Genomic DNA, 16,592 nt, shown 5'->3' on the forward strand with positions numbered 1-16,592 from the left:
CGCCGAGATCCCCCGATCCATGCACCCATACTAATCGCACATTTATTCGAATGCAAGCCCTTCCGAACACCCACGGGCCCACATCTGAGATCCACAACCACCTGTTGGGTGGCGATGAGGGTGTTCACGACGTCACTCTGATGGGGTATGTCTCCGACCTTGCGCCTTGGTGGTGGCGTCTCAGGCGAATGCTCGCCGAAGTGCGTCGACCTCTCCGCGGAGTTCACCTGCATCGATCGCCTGATCGACGGTGAGCGCGCCGGCGACGAGGCCGACGACGGTTTCGGCGTCGGCCGCCAGAACGGTCTCCGGTAGATGGTCGTCGCCGACGCGCGTTGTCGAGCCGTCCGCGTCGATCCGGAGAATGATGAGCAGGCCCTCCACTTCGAAGCCGACCTCCACGGGCGGCGTTGCCGTTCTCCCGCGGAGGATGGCTGGCAAGGCAAGAGTCAGCCATCGTGGCCGGAACTCGTCGTCACCCCGCCCGGCGGCGAGCAGAGGGACACCCCATCGCCCCAAAGCCTCCATCGGCTCCTGGAGTTCCGCCCCCCATCGCGTCAGTCCATAAAGAACGCCCGCGTCTCCCAGCACTCGCTCCACGACACCGGCTTCTTCCAGCGTCCGCAGCCGTTCGGCCAGGAGATTGCTCGCCACGCCCGGCAGGGAGGCTTTCAGCTCGCCGTATCGCAGGGGCCCGGGCAGTAGCTCGCGCACGATCAGGAGGTTCCAGCGGTCTCCAACGATGTCGAGCGCGCGCGCCAGTCCGCAGAACTGCCCGTAGCTCCGACGCGACAATGCGTTGACTTTTTCAACCATACTTGATTATATCAAGCACACGTCATCGTTGCCAGGACTGCCGCGCCCTGGCTATCAGGGAGGTATGTGGCATGGACATCAGTTGGCTTGGTGCACTCCTAGCGTTCGTCGCGGGAATGGTCGTGGCGATGGTCTGGTACTCGAAGGGTGCCATCGCCGACGCCTGGGAAGCGATGACAGGAATCACGCCGGAGAAGAACAAACCTGTCCGAACGCGGAACCTGATCCTGCTCGCCGTGTCCAACGCCGCGACCACTATCGGGCTCGCGTTCGCCGTCGGGCTCACGTCCGCGGCGACCGGCAACGACTCCGTGTGGATGGCCGTGACGGTTGGGGCCGTCGCTTGGCTGACATTGTCCGCATCGACCCTTCTTCAGCACAACTCATTCGAACAGAAGCCTCTGAAGCTGACGACCATCAACACCGGCTATCAACTGGCGCTGTTCCTCGCGATCACGCTGGTGCTGGGACTCTTCTAGGCATGTCGATCCACGACGGGATCAGCACATCCTTGCGCTGAGCGTGGGTTCCAGCCCGAGTTCGTCGATCGGCGACAAGCCACGCAGGCGTAGCCACAAGAATGCGGCACACGTCGCGGCGCGCGCGTGAGCGAAGGTTGTCCCGAACCTCCGGCACACACCAGACTGAGCTCCTTCCGACATCCACGAGGGACCGGCATGATCCTGCCCAAGGTGCGCGATCCGCGGCTGATCACCGTCCGCCGCGGCGGGACGCTGACGGACGCCGACCATCGGTTGCTGGCGCTCTGGGCGGCGGACTGCGCCGAACACGTGTTGCCCCTCTTCGAGCAGGAGCGGCCCGACGACCAGCGGCCCCGCGGGGCGATCGAGGCAGCGCGCGCGTGGGCCCGGGGCGAGTTGCCGATGATGCGGGCCCGTGCGGCGGGCGGCCACGCGATGGGTGCCGCGCGCCCGCTGGCGGGCGCCGCCCGGTTCGCCGCCCATGCGGCCGGCCAGGCGGCCTGCGTCGGTCACGTCGCCGAGCACGACCTGGGCGCCGCGGCGTACGCCATCCGCGCCGCAGCCGATGCCCGCCCGACCGAACCGGACGCGGCCCGCGCCGAGCGTGACTGGCAGCGCGGCCGACTGCCCGAGGCGGTCCGCGCCCTGGTGATCACCGACCAGGCCGCCCGCAACGACATCTGCTGGTACGCCTTCTCCGACTGACCACCCAGCCGCGCTGCCACACTGGCGACATGACGACATCGGTCACGCTTCCCCTCGACCTCACGGTCTTCGACGATCGTTTCGCGGTACGCCACGATCGCGTTCTCACCCGCCTGTGGACGGGCGGCCGGTGGCTGGAGGGACCGGTACACGTGCCGACGGCCCGAATGCTGATCTTCAGCGACATCCCGAACGACCGGGTACTGCGCTACGACGAGGTCACCGGCGAGGTGACGACCTTCGCCGCGCCGGCCGGGTTCGCCAATGGCCATCGCCTCGATTCCTGCGGGCGGCTGCTGACCTGCGAACACGGCGCCCGCCGGGTCACCCGCACCGAACCCGACGGATCGGTCACCATCCTCGCCGACGCGATCGACGGCTCCCGCCTGAACAGCCCGAACGACGTCACCACGTCCCCGGACGGCGCCATCTGGTTCACCGACCCCAGTTACGGCATCCTCGATCATCACGAGGGACATGCGGCCAGCTCCGAGATCGGCTCCAACGACGTCTACCGGATCGCCCCGAACGGTACGCCGACGCGCGCGATCGACAGCCTCACCGCCCCGAACGGCATCGCCTTCTCCCCCGACGCCTCGGTGCTCTACGTCACCGACAGCGAGACCGACACCCTGCACGCCTTCGACCATGATCACGGCAGGCTGACGAACGCCCGGACGCTGGCCACCTCGACCGACGGCACCTTCGACGGATTCCGTGTCGACGACGCCGGCCGGATCTGGACCAGCGCCGGCGCCGGCGTCGATGTCTACGACGCCGACGGCACCCGACTGGCCCGCATCGGGCTGCCCGAAACCGTGTCCAATGTGGCCTTCGGCGGCTCCCGGCGGACCGACCTCCACATCACCGCGACGACCTCGCTGTATGTGATCAAGGTCGGCGCGCGCGGGCTCTGGCCGGGCTGATCAGAAGTTGATCAGGATTCGCGCACCTCGCTGCGATCGCCCGACCACAAGACATGGAAGCTGCCCTCGTCGTCGGTCCGCCGATAGGTGTGCGCGCCGAAGAAGTCGCGCTGCAACTGGGTCAGCGCCGCCGGCAGCCGCGGGCTGCGCAACGCGTCGTAGTAGGCCAGCGAGGTCGCGAAGGCGGGCACCGGCACCCCGGAGTAGACCGCCGCGGCGACCACCCGTCGCCAGCCCTGCTGCGCCTTGCCCAGCGACTCGGCGAAGACCGGCGCCCCGAGCAACGAGACCAGGCCCGGGTCATCGGCGTACGCCTGCGTGATCGTGCCCAGGAACCGCGCCCGGATGATGCAGCCGGCGCGCCAGATCCGGGCGATCTCGCCGGGATGGATCTCCCAGCCGTACTTCCCCGCGCCGGCCGCGATCTCGTCGAAGCCCTGCGCATAGGCGATGATCTTGGCCGCATGGAGCGCGCCGCGGATGTCGGCGAGAAACACCCGCGGATCCTCGACCCGAACCGGGCGCTCCGGACCGGGCAGTTCCTGCCCGATCGCGCGGCGCGCGGGGTCGGATGACAGCGAGCGGGCGAAAACGGCCTCCGCGATCCCGGACACGGGTACGCCGAGATCGAGCGCGTTCTGCACGGTCCAACTGCCGGTCCCCTTGGCCCCGGCGGCATCCAGCACCTTGTCGATCAACGGGCCGCCGCCGCGCGGATCGTCCTGCCGCAGCACCTGCGCGGTGATCTCGATCAGGTAGGAATCGAGCTCACCGGCATTCCACTCGTCGAAGACATCGGCGATCTCGGCCGGGGTCATTCCCAGGATGCGCCGCATCAGGTCGTAGGCCTCGCCGATCAGTTGCATGTCGGCGTACTCGATGCCGTTGTGCACCATCTTCACGAAGTGTCCGGCGCCGTCGGTGCCGACGTGGGTGACGCACGGCTCGCCGTCCTCGGGCGCCCGCGCCGCGATCGTCTGCAGGATCGGCCCGAGGGTGGCATAGCCCTCCGCACTCCCGCCCGGCATCAGCGACGGCCCGAGCAGCGCGCCCTCCTCGCCGCCGGAGATCCCGCAGCCGACGAAGTTGATGCCGCGTGCGCGCAGCTCGCGCTCGCGTCTGATCGTGTCGCGGAAATCGGCATTGCCGCCATCCACGATGATGTCGCCCGGCTCGAAGACATCGGCCAGCTCGTTGATCACCGCGTCGGTCGGGGCGCCCGCCTTGACCATGATCACGGCCGTCCGCGGACGGGCCAGCGCGTCGGCGAAGTCCTGCGCGGTCCGGGCGACCACGAATCCGGCGTCGGGGTGGTCGGCCGCCAGCCGTTCGGCCTTCTCGGTGGTCCGGTTGTGGATCGCGACGGTATTGCCCTCCCGGGAGGCCAGATTGCGGGCCAGGTTCGAGCCCATCACCGCCATCCCGGTGACGCCGATATTGGCCCGCCCCTTCGCACCCGGTTCTGTGCCGGCCGGTTCGCTGCCGGGGTCCTGTTCGCTCATCGGGTTCCTTCGTCAGGGTTACGCTGCGCGACGAATCTACCCGGCCAGCTCCCGGCCGACCGCACGCAGTTCATCGATGACATGACGCACGACCACCCTACGGGCGACCTCCGGCCGGGCCAGCGCACTGACCGTGCGCCCGGTCGGTACGCCGGCCAGCGGCCGCAGCACCAGCTCAGCACCCGCCCGGGTGCTGAACCGCGGCAACAGCCCGATGCCATGACCGCCGATCACCAACGCCTCGACGAGCCGGTTGTCCAGCACCCGCTGCACCACGCGGACCCGGGCGCCGGTCCGCTCCTCGACGGCGAGCCGGACATCGTCGAACGGATACCCCATCGGTACGCCGACCCAGGGCTCGTCGACCAGATCGGCCGGCGCCAGGCTGTCCCGCGCGGCGAGCGGGTGGCCGACGGGCAGCGCCACGTCGAGCGGCTCCCGGAGGAGATCCACCCGGCTCAGCCGCGACCATTCGGGGAGGGGCCGCGCGCCCATCCGGTGACCGATCACGATGTCGTGGTCGCGCGCCAGCTCGGCGTACCCCGCCTCGGCGACGTCGCGATCGTGGATCCGCACGGTGACCGGTCCCTCGGCCAGCCGTCCGAACAGCCCCGGCAGCAGCATCGCCGCCGCGCTGGGCACACAGGCCACCCCGACCTCGCCGCCGACCGCCCCGCGGAACTCCTCGAACCGGGCCTCGACGCCCGCCAGCGCGCTCGCCACCTCGACCGCGCCGTCGGCGAGCAGTTCGCCGGCCCGGGTCAGTCGCAGGCCGCGCCCCGCCGGCTCGACCAGCGGCACGCCCAGGTCGCGCTCGGCGGCGCGCAGTTGCTGGGACACCGCCGACGCGCTGACCCGCAGCGCGCGTGCGGTCGCTCCCACGGTCCCGCGTTCGGCGAGCTCGCGGAGCAGCATTAGGTGCCGGACTTCCATGAAGGCATGCTAAACACAATGGTCATGAATTGGCGCTTGTCCTGAACAGTGGCGCGCGATTGACTCGGCGCCATGAACACCCGCGACCGCCTGTTGGCCAGCTCCGTCGCCGTCATCTGGGGCCTCAACTTCCTGGCGATCCACCTCTCGCTGGAACAGTTCCCGCCGTTCTTCCTGGTCGCGCTGCGCTTCACCATCCTGGCCGTGCCGACCATCGTGCTGGTCCCCCGCCCGCGGGTCCCCGTGCGCTACCTGATCGGCTACGGCCTCGGCTTCGGCACCCTGCAGTTCCTCTTCCTCTATCTCGCCATGGCCACCGGCATGCCGACGGGTCTCGCCTCGCTGGTGCTGCAGTCCTCTGCCCCGTTCACCGTGCTGCTCGGCGCCACCCTGCTCCGGGAACGGCTGACCCGCGATCAGGTGATCGGGATCATCGCCGCGGTGCTCGGGCTGTGCATCGTCGGCAGCCAGCAGGCGGGCACCGCCGCCATGCTCCCCTTCCTGCTCACCCTGTGCGGCGGGCTCGGCTGGGCATTCGGCAACCTGTGCAGCCGGCTCGCCCGGCCGGAGAAGCCACTGCGGCTGACGATGTGGATGTCCGTCGTGCCCCCGCTGCCCATGCTTGCCGTCTCGCTGATCGTCGAGGGCCCGGCCCGGATCGCCGCCTCCGCGACCGGGCTCGGCTCGGCCACCGGGCTCCTCGCCCTGGCCGGTCTGGCCTACACCGTGATCATCGGGACGGTGCTCGGCAGCGGAATCTGGACCTGGCTGCTCAGCCGCCATCCCGCCAGCCGGATCGCGCCGTTCTCGATGCTGGTGCCGCTCGTCGGCCTGTCCACCGCCTGGCTCACCCTGGGCGAGGCGCTGACCTGGATCGAGATCGTCGGCGCCCTGGTCGTCGTCACCGGCGTCGCGCTCGGCTCCGGCGCCCTAGGGTATCGGCGTGAGCGAACCCAGCGAGCCGAGCCGCGTGTGCCACAGCGATCCGGATGACCGGCGCTGGTCCGATGCGGCGATGGGCCTGCTGCGCGCGGATGCGCAGCGTTCGGCAGACACCCATCTGATCAAGGTCGACCTGGGCGACCCCGATCACCAGCTCTACCTCAAGGACGAGTCCACCCACCCCAGCGGCAGCCTGAAACACCGGCTGGCCCGCTCGTTGTTCCTGCACGCGCTCGCGAACGGCTGGCTGCGACCCGGAGCCCCGGTGATCGAGGCGTCCAGCGGATCGACCGCCGTCAGCGAGGCCTACTTCGCGCGGATGCTCGGCGTACCGTTCATCGCGGTGATGCCCCGTTCGACCTCGCCGGCAAAGGTGGCCCTGATCGAGCGCGAGGGTGGGCGCTGCCACTTCGTCGACGATCCCGCCGCCCTGGGCGCCGAGTCGCAGCGCCTGGCCACCGAGCTGGGCGGGCACTTCATGGACCAGTTCACGATGGCCGAGCGCGCCACCGACTGGCGCGGCAACAACAACATCGCCGAGTCGATCTTCGCCCAGCTCGCGGCCGAGCCGCATCCGGTGCCGGCCTGGATCGTGGTCGGCGCGGGCACCGGTGGTACCAGCGCGACGATCGGCCGCTATCTGCGCTACCGCCGCCTGCCCACCCGGCTCTGCGTGGTCGACCCGGAGGGCTCGGCATTCTTCGCCGGCTACCGCGACGCCGATCCGACCGCCCGCGAGACCGGGTCGCGGATCGAGGGCATCGGCCGGCCGCGGGTCGAGCTGAGCTTCGTCTCCCAGGTGATCGACCAGATGATCAGGGTGCCGGATGCCGCGTCGGTGGCGGCCACGCGGTGGATCTCCGAACGACTCGGCCGGCGAGTCGGCGGCTCCACCGGCACCAACATCGTCGGCGTCGCGATGATCATGGCGCAACTGCGCGCGGCCGGCAGCACCGGTTCGGTGGTCTCGCTGATCTGCGATCCGGGCGATCGCTATGCAGAAACGTACTTCGACGACACCTGGGTACGCTCGCACGGGCTCGACCCGGCGCCGTGGTCAGACTGGCTGGACCGGCGCCTCGGCGGCTGAGCCCTCCGCACCGAACAGCCGGCGATAGGCCGCGGGCGAGGTCGTGCAGGAGCCGAGATCGTGATCGACCTTGCCGGTGCCGTGATGATCACTGGAGCCGGTCGCGACGATCCCGAGCCGGGCGGCCAGCGCGTGCAGCTCGGCGCGGGCCTGCTCGTCGTGATCATGGTGATCGGCCTCCAGCCCGTCCAGGCCGTGCTCGGCGACCAGCGCGGTGATCACCTCCGGCGGCAGCGCCGTGCGGCTCTCCCGTGCCCACGGATGGGCCAGCACCGCACGGCCGCCGGCGTCGTGCACGAGGTCGATCGCCCGCGCCAGCTCCGTGGCGTACCGATCGACGTGCGCGGGGCCGCCGTCGCGCAGCCAGCGGTCGAAGGCCTCGGTGCGGTCGGCGACGTACCCGGCGGCCACCAGGGCGTCGGCGATGTGCGGCCGGCCGATCGCCGACGCACCGTCGGCCTGCGCCTCGACCTGCTCCCGGGTGAGTCGCACCCCCAGGGCGGCGAGCCGCTCCAGGACCGGACCGACCCGGTCCGCCCGCCCGGAGCGGATCCGGGCCAGCTCGGCGGCGAGGGCGGGGTGGGCAGGGTCGGCGCCGTAGGCCAGCAGGTGCACCGAGGCGCCGTCGCGGCGGGCCGACATCTCCATCCCGGGCACGAATCCGATCCCGAGCCGCCGTGCCGCCCCGGCCGCCTCGGCCAGGCCGTCGAAGGTGTCGTGATCGGTCAGGGCGACGACGTCGAGACCGGCGGCCGCGGCCGCCGCAATGAGATCCGCGGGGGCATCGGTCCCGTCGGAGACCGCGGAGTGGGTGTGCAGGTCGATCCGCATGCGCGCGTCAGGCCGGGGTCCGCAGCAGCGAACGCACGATCCGCAGCCCCACCGACACGCGGGCAAGGTCGGCGGGTCCGTCGCAGATCGCGACCAGCGTGGAGACGTCCTCGTCGATGTCGCCGTGCGCCCGGGTCCAGCTCTCCACCGCCGCCTCCGGCCCGCCGCCGTCTGCGGCCTGCAGCGCCTCGCTGGTCAGTTGGGCATGCAACTGGTGCAGGTCGTCGCGCAGCGCGCCGCGGGCCATCGTCGCCCACCGGTCGTCGCGCGGCAGCTCGGCAATACGGCTGCCGAGCAGATCGAGATTGAGCTGCTGGCCGAGCGCGAAATGCGCCCGCGCCACCTCCGTCGCGTCGCGTCCCAGCGCCTGCGCGGTCTGCACGATGCCGAGCGACTGGTAGAGCACGTCGGAGCCGGCGACGACCGATGCCAGTTCCTCGGGCAGGCCGTCGTCGAGGTAGCGCTGCCGGCGTTCGGCATAGCGCGCCTGCTCGCGCCCGGTCAGCAGGTCGGGCAGGACGGCGGCGATCTCGGCGACACCGTCGCGGAACTGCCCGATGGCAGCGGTCACGTCGATGGGCGCGCGCCGGTTGTTCAGGATCCAACGGGTGCCGCGCTCGGCGAGCGCCCGCAACTCCATCCTGGCCCGGGTCTGCAGACCGGCGTCCACCTTGTTGTCCAGGTGCCGCAGCCGCGTCTCGTGGGCGCCGACCGCGAAGATCGCCCGGGACGCGAGCTGCGCGCGGAAGACGTCGGCGGCCCGCGCACCGGTCTCGCCGGACAGGCGATGGTAGGCGCTGATCCCGGCGGAGTTGACGAACCGGTTCACCGCGACGGTGGTGATGATCTCCCGCGCCAGCCGGTGGCGGGGCATCTGGTCGGCGTACCCCTCGCGCAGCCGCTGGGGGAAGTACTGGACCAGCCGGTCGGCGAGGTAGGGATCATCGGGCAGGTCGGAGGCGCCGATCTCGTCGGCCAGGACGATCTTGGTCCAGGCCAGCAGGGTCGCGAGCTCGGGCGCGGCGAGGCCCTCCCCGGCCTGCCGGCGGCGCTGCATCTCGCGGGTGCCCGGCAGCGACTCGAGTTCGCGGTCGATCAGGCCCTGACGCTCCAGGCGGCGCATCCAGTCCTCGTGCACCTGGATCATCCCGGGCGCATACAGCGCGGCATTGGCCAGGGCGAGGTTCTGGTCGTAGTTGTGGTCGAGCACCAGATCGGCGACCTCGTCGGTCATCGATGCCAACAACTCGTTGCGCTCCGCCTCGGCCAGCCGGCCGGCCTCCACCTCGCCGGACAACAAGATCTTGATGTTCACCTCGTTGTCGGAGGTGTCCACGCCGGCGGAGTTGTCGATGAAGTCGGTGTTGATCCGACCCCCCGCCCGGGCGTACTCGATGCGTCCCCGCTGGGTCAGGCCCAGGTTTCCGCCCTCGCCGACGGCCCGCGCCCGCAGCTCTGCGCCATTGACCCGGACGGCGTCGTTGGCCCGGTCGCCGACCTCGGCGTGGGTCTCGGCCTCGGCCTTCACGTAGGTGCCGATGCCGCCGTTCCACAGCAGGTCGACCGGGGCCTTCAGGATGGCGGTGATCAACTCCTCCGGGTTCAGCGCCGTCACCTCGTCGTCGATCCCGAGGGCTGCCCGCATCTGCTCGGTGATGGTGATCGACTTCGCGGTACGCGGGAACACGCCGCCGCCCTCGCTGATCAGGGAGGTGTCGTAGTCCGCCCAGCTCGACCGGGGCAACTCGAACATCCGGGCCCGCTCGTCCCACGAGCTGGCCGCGTCGGGATCCGGGTCGACGAAGATGTGTCGGTGATCGAAGGCCGCGATCAGCCGGATGTGCTTGCTGAGCAGCATTCCGTTGCCGAACACGTCGCCCGACATGTCCCCCACGCCGACCGCGGTGAAGTCGGTGTTCTGACAGTCGATGCCCATCTCCCGGAAGTGCCGGACCACGGACTCCCAGGCACCGCGGGCCGTGATGCCCATCGCCTTGTGGTCATAGCCGACCGAACCGCCCGAGGCGAAGGCGTCGCCGAGCCAGAAGCCGCGCTCCAGCGCGATGGCGTTCGCCACATCGGAGAAGGTCGCGGTGCCCTTGTCGGCGGCGACCACCAGATAGGGGTCGTCGCCGTCGTAGCGGACCACCCGGTCCGGCGCGACCACCTCGCCGCCGACGATGTTGTCGGTGACATCGAGCAGGCTGGTGATGAAGGTGCGGTACGCGGCCTTGCCCGCCTCGAACCAGGCTCCGCGATCGGCCGCGGGATCGGGCAGTTGCTTGGCATAGAAGCCGCCCTTGGCGCCGACCGGCACGATCACGGTGTTCTTCACCATCTGCGCCTTGACCAGGCCGAGCACCTCGGTGCGGAAGTCCTCGGGTCGATCCGACCAGCGCAGGCCGCCGCGGGCCACCGGGCCGAAGCGCAGGTGCACGCCCTCGACCTGCGGTGCGCTGACGAAGATCTCGTACGCCGGGCGCGGTTGCGGCAGCATCGCGAGCTCTCGCGGCAAGACCTTGAAGGCGAGCGCGGGCCGGTCCGGCCGGAACGCGTTGGTGCGTACCGTCGCCGCGATCACCGCGAGGAAGGACCGCAGGATGCGGTCGGAGTCCAGGCTGACCACCTCGTCCAGCGCCGCCGAGATCCGTTCGGTGATCTGCGCCGTCGCCGCCTCGCGGTCGGCCGCCGGGGCGTCGGGATCGAAGCGGGCCCGGAACAGCGCGACCAGGTCGGCGGCGATCGCCGACTGCGCGAGCAGCGCGTTGGCGATGTAGCTCTGCGAATAGGTCGAGCCGGCCTGCTGCAGGTAGCGGGAGATGCCGCGCAGCCAGCTCACCTCCTGCCAGGTCAGGCCGGCCCGGGTGACCAGACCGTTCAGCGGGTCGGCCTCGGTACGCCCGTTGTAGGAGGCGGCGAAGGCCTCGGTGAACCGTTCCCGCGCCTGCGGGGACCACGCCGGCCCCGCGACCGCCTCGGCCCCGCCCGGCACGGCGAGACCGAATTCGTAGATCATCGCCTTGCCGCCGTCGTCGAAGCGCAGGGTGTAGGGGTACTCGTCCAGCACGTCGACACCGAGCAGCGACAGGTGCGGCAGCACCTTCGACAGCGCGATCGAGTCGCCGCGGCGGAACACCTTGAGTCGCAGGTCCGCCTCGTCGGTCGGCTCGTCGGGAGCGTAGAGGGCCATCGACATCTCGCCCTCGCCGGGGGCCAGCGCGCTGATCGCGGTCAGGTCCTGCACGGCCTGGCGGGCGCTGAAGTCCTCCTTGTAGCTCTCGGGCAGGGCACCGGTCAGCGCGGTCAGCCGGTCCGCCTCGGCATTGCCGGTGAGCTGGTCGGTCAGGTCGTCGTCCCAGGCCCGGGTCGCCGCGGTCAGCAGATCGCCGAGCCGCTCGACGTCCACCTCGCCGAGCGGGCGGCCGGCGGGCATCCGGACCACGAAGTGCAGCCGGGCCAGCACGCCCTCGCCCACCCGCGCCGAGAAGTCGACGGACTCGCCCCCGAGCTCGTCGCGCAGCAGGTGCTGCATGCGCTTGCGTACCTCGGTGTTGTAGCGGTCGGTCGGCAGGTAGACGAGCAGCGACAGGAACCGTCCGTAGGCATCGGGCCGGCTGAACACCGTGACGCGTCGGCGGTCCTTGAGCCGGGAGATCCGCTCGATGATCGGGGCAAGATCGTCCGCACGGGTCTGGAACAGCTCGTCGCGCGGGTAGTTGTCGAGCGCGGCGAGGATCGCCATCGCCCCGTGGCTGGTGCGCTCGTAGCCGCTCTCGGCGATGATCTGGTCGACCTTGTCCTTGAGCACGGGAATGTGCAGCACCGAGTCCGAATAGGCCGATGCGGCGAACAGGCCGAGGAAGCGTCGCTCGCCGACCACCGAGTCGCCGTCGAAGCGCCGGATGCCCACGTAGTCGAGGTACGCCGGGCGATGCACGGTCGCGGTCTCGTCGTCCTTGGTGATCACCAGCAGGTCGGCGGGCCCGTCGGCCGGCGGTAGCGCGCCGAACCGGCCCGCCGCGGCCTGGTCGGAGCGCAGGATGCCGAGCCCGGTGCCCTGGACCGGGGTGTAGCCGGTGCCGTCGAAATCGTAGTCGCGATAGCCGAGGAAGGTGAAATGATCATCCGCCAGCCAGTCCAGCAGCTTGATCGCCTGCTCGCGCTCGGCCGCGCGCGGACCGTCGCCCCCCGCCGCGACCAGCTCCGACATCGTGTCGGCGACCCGCTCGGCCATCCGCGGCCAGTCGGCCACCGACTCCGAGACATCGGTCAGCACGGCACGCAGCCGGTCGGTGAGGCGTTCGCTCAGGGCCTCCAGGGATTCGCCGCTCGGCGGTCGGCGTACCTCCAGATGCATCCAGGACTCCGCCACCGCATTCGGATCGCCCTCGGCCTCGGCGTGGGTGATCACCTCGTAGAGCTTGCCGGTGATGTCGCGGCGTACCACGAACTGCGGGTGGAAGACCTCGCGGATGGCCCAGCCCTGGGCCAGCACCTCCGAGGTCACCGAGTCGACCAGGAACGGCTTGTCGTCGGTGACGATCTGGATCACGGTCGCGCCGCCGGCAGACCAGCCCTCGGCCCCCGCCTCCGGGGTGGCCACCGAGACGACCGAACGGCCGACCGGGCGCTCCAGCGCCAGCTCGTAATGGCTGGCGACCAGGCCGAGCAGGTCGTCGACATCGCGGTCGACAACGTCATCGGCGTCGACATGGCGGAAGTAGTGACCGAGGAACACCTGGACCCGCTCGGGGTCGCCGCCGAGCTGGGCCGCCCGCTCGGCACCGGACTCGGCCAAGCTCCGGATCCGCGACGATTTTTCCCGTTCGGACTCTGACTGCACCGCGGTCACGACACTCCGTTCCTTGCTGTGACGGGGACGACACCGGCCCCGGCCACCCACCCTATCCCCGCCGTCTCATCTGCTGGACCTGGGGCGAGGGCACGGCGGGCGCGTGTCGGGCCGCCGCCTGATGCGCCATAGTGAGGCCCATGCAGATCACCTCATCCGCGACCTTCGCCGCCACCCCCGACCGCGTCTTCGCCATGTTGACCGACGAGGGCTATCTGGCCGAGCTGTGCCGGGCGAGCGACGCGTCGGACTTCGAGACCTCGGTGGAGGGCAACCACACCCGGATGAGCCGACAGTTGCCGGCGCCGCCCGAGGCCGCGCGGTTCACCGGCCCGACGCTGACCGTGGTCGAGGAGATCGCCTGGGGCGAGGCCGGGCCCGATGGTTCGCGCACCGGCCGGCTCGAGCTCACGGTGCCGGGCCAGCCCGTACAGCTCACCGGCCAGACCAAGATCATCCCCGACGGCGACCGCACCCGGGTCGATGTCGCCGGTGACCTGAAGGTCAAGATCCCACTGGTCGGCGGCAAGCTGGAGAAGGCCGCCGCGCCCGCCGTGCTCGAGGGCATCAAGCTGCAGCAGGACGTCGGCAACCGCTGGCTGGCCTGAGCCGAGCTCAGACCATGTGCGGGAGCCGAGCTCAGACCATGTGCGGGAGCCGAGCTCAGACCATGTGCGGGAGCCGAGCTCAGCCCATGTGCGGGTAGGCCTCGGCGGTCGGCGGGACGAAGGTCTCCTTGATCGCGCGCGGGCTGACCCAGCGGGCGAGGTTCCACATCGAGCCGGCCTTGTCGTCGGTGCCCGAGGCGCGCGCCCCGCCGAACGGCTGCTGACCGACGACGGCGCCGGTCGGCTTGTCGTTGATGTAGAAGTTGCCGGCGGCCTGGCGCAGCGCCTCCCTCGCCTGGTCGATGGCGGCGCGGTCCGTCGCGATCACCGCCCCGGTGAGGCCGTAGGGCGAGGTCTGGTCGACCAGCTCCAGCGTCTCGGCGTACCGATCGTCGTCGTAGACGTAGATGCCGAGGATCGGGCCGAAGTACTCGGTGGTGAAGATCTCGGCCTCCGGGTTGTCGGAGGTGATGATCGTCGGGCGGACGAAGAAGCCCTCGGAGTCGTCGTAGCGGCCCCCGGCCACGACCTCGCAATCGGCCGCCGTGTTGGCCGCATCGATCGCCGCCTTGTGCTTGGCGAACGCGCGCTCGTCGATCACCGCGGAGGTGAAGTTGGCAAGATCACGAACATCGCCGACGGCCAGCGCATCGGTACGCCGGGCGAGCTCGTCACTGATCTTGTCCCACACGCCGCGCGCCACATAGGCGCGCGAGGCGGCCGAACACTTCTGCCCGGAGTACTCGAAGGCGCCGCGGATCAGCGCGGTGATCACGGTCGCGGGATCGGCGCTCGGGTGCGCGACCACGAAGTCCTTGCCACCGGTCTCCCCCACGATCCGCGGATAGGCCCGGTAATGATCAAGATTGTCGCCGATCTCGCGCCACAGCTTCTTGAACGTGGCGGTCGATCCGGTGAAGTGCAGGCCGGCGAACCCCGGGTCCGTCAGGGCCACCGACGACACGTCGATCCCGTCGCCCGGCAACAGATTGATCACCCCCGGCGGGAGGCCGGCCGCCTCCAGCAGCCGCATGGTGAAGTGCGCCGCGAACTGCTGGGTCGGGCTCGGCTTCCACAACACGACATTGCCCATCAGCGCGGGTGCGGTCGGCAGGTTGCCGGCGATCGCGGTGAAGTTGAACGGCGTGATCGCGTAGACGAAGCCTTCCAGCGGGCGATAGTCGAGCTGGTTCCAGACACCGGGCGAGCTGATCGGCTGCTCGGCGATGAGCTGCTCGCCGAAGGCGACATTGAACCGCCAGAAGTCGATCAGCTCACAGGCCGCGTCGATCTCGGCCTGCTGGATCGTCTTGCCCTGACCGAGCATGGTGGCGGCGTTCAGGGTGTCGCGCCACGGGCCGGCCAGCAGATCGGCGGCACGCAGGAAGACCGCGGCCCGTTCGTGATACGGCGTCGCGGCCCATGCCGGGGCCGCCGCGGCCGCGGCGGCGATCGCCGCACGGGCGTCCTCGGCGCTGGCGTTGGCGCTGCGCCCCAACACGTGCGAGCGGTCCGACGGCATCGTCACCTCGAACGGCTCGCCGCCGGGCATCCGCTGCTCGCCGCCGATGGTCGCGGTCAGCTCGACCGGCTCCGCGCTCGCCAGCTCCTTCAGCCGCGCCTCCAGGCTGTCTCGCTCCGGCGATCCCGGGGCGTAGCCGCGGACCGGTTCGTTGACGGGCTCGGGAACGGTGACGATCGCATCCATGCTCGCAGGATAACGCGGCGGCGCGGGCTCACCCCGTCTTGGCATCGCCCGATCCGGCGGCCTGTTCGCGGCGCTTCTTGGCGGCGTCCACCGAGGCCCGCAGCGCGGCCACCAGGTCCACCACCTCGGCCGCGTCGGCCCCCTCGGTCTCGCCCTCCTCGGTCGGCATCGGCGCCCCGGACAGCTTGGCGTTGACGACCTCCTCGAGCGCTGCCCGGTAGTCGTCGTGGTACTGCTCCGGGGCGAAATCGGCGTCGAGGGCATCGATGAACGACTGCGCCATCTTCACCTCCGCATCGGAGACGGTGACATCGGCCGGCGGTGCGGCGAACTCACCGTCGCGCAACTCGTCCGGCCACAACATGGTGTGCAGCACCAGCAGATCGTCCTTGGGCCGGATCAGCGCCAGTTGTTCGCGATTGCGCAGCGCGACCTTGACCAGCGCCGACTTCCCGGACTTGCTCAGCGCGTCACGCAGCAACACGTACGGCTTGGCACCCGGGCCGTCGGCCTCCAGGAAGTAGGTCTTGTTCAGGTAGGTCGGATCGACCTCGTCGGCGTCGACGAACTGGACCACCTCGACCTGCTTGGTGCTCGGCAGCGGCAGGTCGTCGAAGTCGGACTTCTCCAGGATCGCCAGCCGCCCGTCGGGCGCCTCGTAGCCCTTGGCGATCTCGCTGTAGGGGATCTCCTTGCCGTCCTTCTCGCAGACCCGCTTGTACTTGATCCGGCCGCCGTCCTCGGCGTGCACCTGGTGGAACGACACATCGCGCTCCTCGGTGGCCGAGTACAGCTTGACCGGGATGGTCACGAGGCCGAACGAGATGGCGCCTTTCCAGATCGATCTGGGCATGGGGTCATTGTCCCCCATCGGTGCGCGCCGCGCGGGCGGACCGGGCCGCGAGGACCGATTCGAGTACGCCGGGGGCGCGCCGATCGGCCTCGGCCCGGGCCAGCAGGTTCAGCGTGCGGCCGCCCTCGGCGTACTGCTCGATCAGCCCCGCCTCGCGCAACAGCCGGAAGTGGTACGACGCCGTCGACTTCGCGATGTCGTCGTACAGCGCCCCGCAGGGCTGCGGCTCCCCCCGGTCGGCGAGCCGACCGACCATCTCCAGCCGTACCGGGTCGCCCAGCGCATGCAGCACTGCGGCGATCTCGGTCATGCCGCCTCCACGAGTCGATGGTTCGAATACTTCG

The 16,592-nt window shown here is 70.3% G+C and carries 14 protein-coding genes; 6 read left to right on the top strand and 8 right to left on the bottom strand.

Going from position 1 to position 16,592, the window contains the following annotated elements:
* Nucleotides 1–180 precede the first annotated feature (180 nt).
* Nucleotides 181–816 (bottom strand): winged helix-turn-helix transcriptional regulator, encoded by a 636-nt coding sequence (locus tag GGQ54_RS01870; protein ID WP_179443843.1) that lies wholly within the window; start codon nt 814–816, stop codon nt 181–183.
* A gap of 71 nt (nt 817–887) precedes the next feature.
* Here GGQ54_RS01870 and GGQ54_RS01875 point away from each other — a divergent pair, with 71 nt between their 5' ends.
* The 3 genes from GGQ54_RS01875 (at nt 888) to GGQ54_RS01885 (ending at nt 2,929) form a co-directional block, all read left to right on the top strand.
* A complete protein-coding gene (locus GGQ54_RS01875) occupies nt 888–1,295 on the top strand; it encodes a DUF1761 domain-containing protein (RefSeq protein WP_179443844.1) in 408 nt (135 codons plus the stop codon).
* 198 nt (nt 1,296–1,493) lie between these two features.
* Nucleotides 1,494–2,003 (top strand): putative immunity protein, encoded by a 510-nt coding sequence (locus GGQ54_RS01880; RefSeq protein ID WP_179443845.1) that lies wholly within the window; start codon nt 1,494–1,496, stop codon nt 2,001–2,003.
* A 29-nt stretch (nt 2,004–2,032) separates the two neighbouring features.
* Nucleotides 2,033–2,929, top strand: a complete 897-nt coding sequence (locus GGQ54_RS01885; RefSeq protein WP_179443846.1) for an SMP-30/gluconolactonase/LRE family protein — start codon at nt 2,033–2,035, stop codon at nt 2,927–2,929.
* An 11-nt stretch (nt 2,930–2,940) separates the two neighbouring features.
* On the opposite strand, the gene gndA is transcribed toward GGQ54_RS01885, so the two are convergent.
* A complete protein-coding gene (gene gndA, locus GGQ54_RS01890; protein ID WP_179443847.1) occupies nt 2,941–4,431 on the bottom strand; it encodes an NADP-dependent phosphogluconate dehydrogenase in 1,491 nt (496 codons plus the stop codon).
* Nucleotides 4,432–4,467: 36 nt separating this feature from the next.
* The gene (locus tag GGQ54_RS01895; protein WP_179443848.1) at nt 4,468–5,364 is read right to left on the bottom strand and encodes a LysR family transcriptional regulator; all 897 of its coding nucleotides are present in this window, start codon (nt 5,362–5,364) and stop codon (nt 4,468–4,470) included.
* A gap of 72 nt (nt 5,365–5,436) precedes the next feature.
* Here GGQ54_RS01895 and GGQ54_RS01900 point away from each other — a divergent pair, with 72 nt between their 5' ends.
* Together GGQ54_RS01900 and GGQ54_RS01905 are read left to right on the top strand one after the other, a co-directional pair.
* On the top strand, nt 5,437–6,357 hold the full coding sequence (locus GGQ54_RS01900; protein ID WP_179443849.1) for an EamA family transporter: 921 nt from the start codon (nt 5,437–5,439) through the stop codon (nt 6,355–6,357).
* Nucleotides 6,308–7,396 carry a PLP-dependent cysteine synthase family protein gene (locus tag GGQ54_RS01905; RefSeq protein ID WP_425487389.1) on the top strand — a complete coding sequence of 363 codons (1,089 nt, stop codon included), beginning with the start codon at nt 6,308–6,310 and terminating at the stop codon, nt 7,394–7,396. The genes GGQ54_RS01900 and GGQ54_RS01905 overlap by 50 nt, the downstream gene beginning before the upstream one ends.
* Here GGQ54_RS01905 and GGQ54_RS01910 read toward each other — a convergent pair.
* Both GGQ54_RS01910 and GGQ54_RS01915 read right to left on the bottom strand, forming a co-directional pair.
* The gene (locus GGQ54_RS01910; RefSeq protein ID WP_179443850.1) at nt 7,364–8,227 is read right to left on the bottom strand and encodes a PHP domain-containing protein; all 864 of its coding nucleotides are present in this window, start codon (nt 8,225–8,227) and stop codon (nt 7,364–7,366) included. The genes GGQ54_RS01905 and GGQ54_RS01910 overlap by 33 nt on opposite strands.
* 7 nt (nt 8,228–8,234) lie before the next feature.
* Nucleotides 8,235–13,025, bottom strand: a complete 4,791-nt coding sequence (locus tag GGQ54_RS01915; protein WP_218843613.1) for an NAD-glutamate dehydrogenase — start codon at nt 13,023–13,025, stop codon at nt 8,235–8,237.
* 194 nt (nt 13,026–13,219) lie between these two features.
* On the opposite strand from GGQ54_RS01915, the gene GGQ54_RS01920 reads away from it, so the two are divergent.
* The gene (locus GGQ54_RS01920; RefSeq protein ID WP_179443852.1) at nt 13,220–13,687 is read left to right on the top strand and encodes a DUF2505 domain-containing protein; all 468 of its coding nucleotides are present in this window, start codon (nt 13,220–13,222) and stop codon (nt 13,685–13,687) included.
* 79 nt (nt 13,688–13,766) lie between these two features.
* On the opposite strand, the gene pruA is transcribed toward GGQ54_RS01920, so the two are convergent.
* From pruA to GGQ54_RS01935, 3 genes are read right to left on the bottom strand one after another with little or no spacing between them, the layout of a single operon-like run.
* Nucleotides 13,767–15,395: an L-glutamate gamma-semialdehyde dehydrogenase gene (gene pruA, locus GGQ54_RS01925; protein ID WP_179443853.1), complete on the bottom strand. Its 1,629-nt coding sequence runs from the start codon at nt 15,393–15,395 to the stop codon at nt 13,767–13,769.
* 28 nt (nt 15,396–15,423) lie between these two features.
* Nucleotides 15,424–16,248, bottom strand: a complete 825-nt coding sequence (gene ku, locus GGQ54_RS01930) for a non-homologous end joining protein Ku (RefSeq protein WP_179443854.1) — start codon at nt 16,246–16,248, stop codon at nt 15,424–15,426.
* Between the two features lie 4 nt (nt 16,249–16,252).
* The gene (locus tag GGQ54_RS01935) at nt 16,253–16,558 is read right to left on the bottom strand and encodes an ArsR/SmtB family transcription factor (RefSeq protein WP_179443855.1); all 306 of its coding nucleotides are present in this window, start codon (nt 16,556–16,558) and stop codon (nt 16,253–16,255) included.
* Nucleotides 16,559–16,592 lie beyond the last annotated feature (34 nt).

It is taken from the genome of Naumannella cuiyingiana (assembly GCF_013408305.1).
GTDB lineage: Bacteria > Actinomycetota > Actinomycetes > Propionibacteriales > Propionibacteriaceae > Naumannella > Naumannella cuiyingiana.